The 435-nt window shown below is 66.9% G+C and carries 1 protein-coding gene; it reads left to right on the top strand.

Features of this window, described 5'->3' with window-relative positions; translation table 11 throughout:
* Positions 1-435 (top strand): ImcF-related family protein (locus NV64_RS22865; RefSeq protein WP_233209090.1); only part of this gene is annotated, 435 nt, incomplete at both ends.

Below are 435 nucleotides of genomic sequence, written 5' to 3'. Positions count from 1 at the left end.
TTGCAGAAAACGCTGGCCCGCCTGCAGTACCGCTCTGAGCATGGCGTGCCGTGGTATGAGCGGGCCGGGCTGAGCCAGAATAACGCCCTGCTGGCGACGCTCTGGCCACGTTATCAGGACGGTGCGTTGCCGCTGCTGCGTGATGCGGCAGCGGACCATCTGCAGCAACGGATCGCTGCCTTTAATGCCCTGCCGCCGGGCAGCCCGCTGCGCGAGCAGGCGGCAAAAACCACCCGGGAACGGCTCAAACTCTACCTGATGCTGGCGCGTCCGGAACATATGGACGCCGCCTGGTTCAGCTCTGCGCTGCTGAACGACTGGCCGACGCGTGATGGCGTGAAGGACGGCCTCTGGCAGGGCGTGGCCCCGTCGCTGCTCTCGTTTTATGGCGCGCAGCTGGCGGCGCACCCGCAGTGGCGCCTGGCGGCCGATGAA

It is taken from the genome of Erwinia sp. B116, from assembly GCF_002865965.1.
Taxonomy (GTDB): Bacteria; Pseudomonadota; Gammaproteobacteria; order Enterobacterales; family Enterobacteriaceae; genus Erwinia.
Note: the sequence above shows the minus strand (reverse complement) of the source record. Positions and strands in the feature narration are given on the sequence as shown.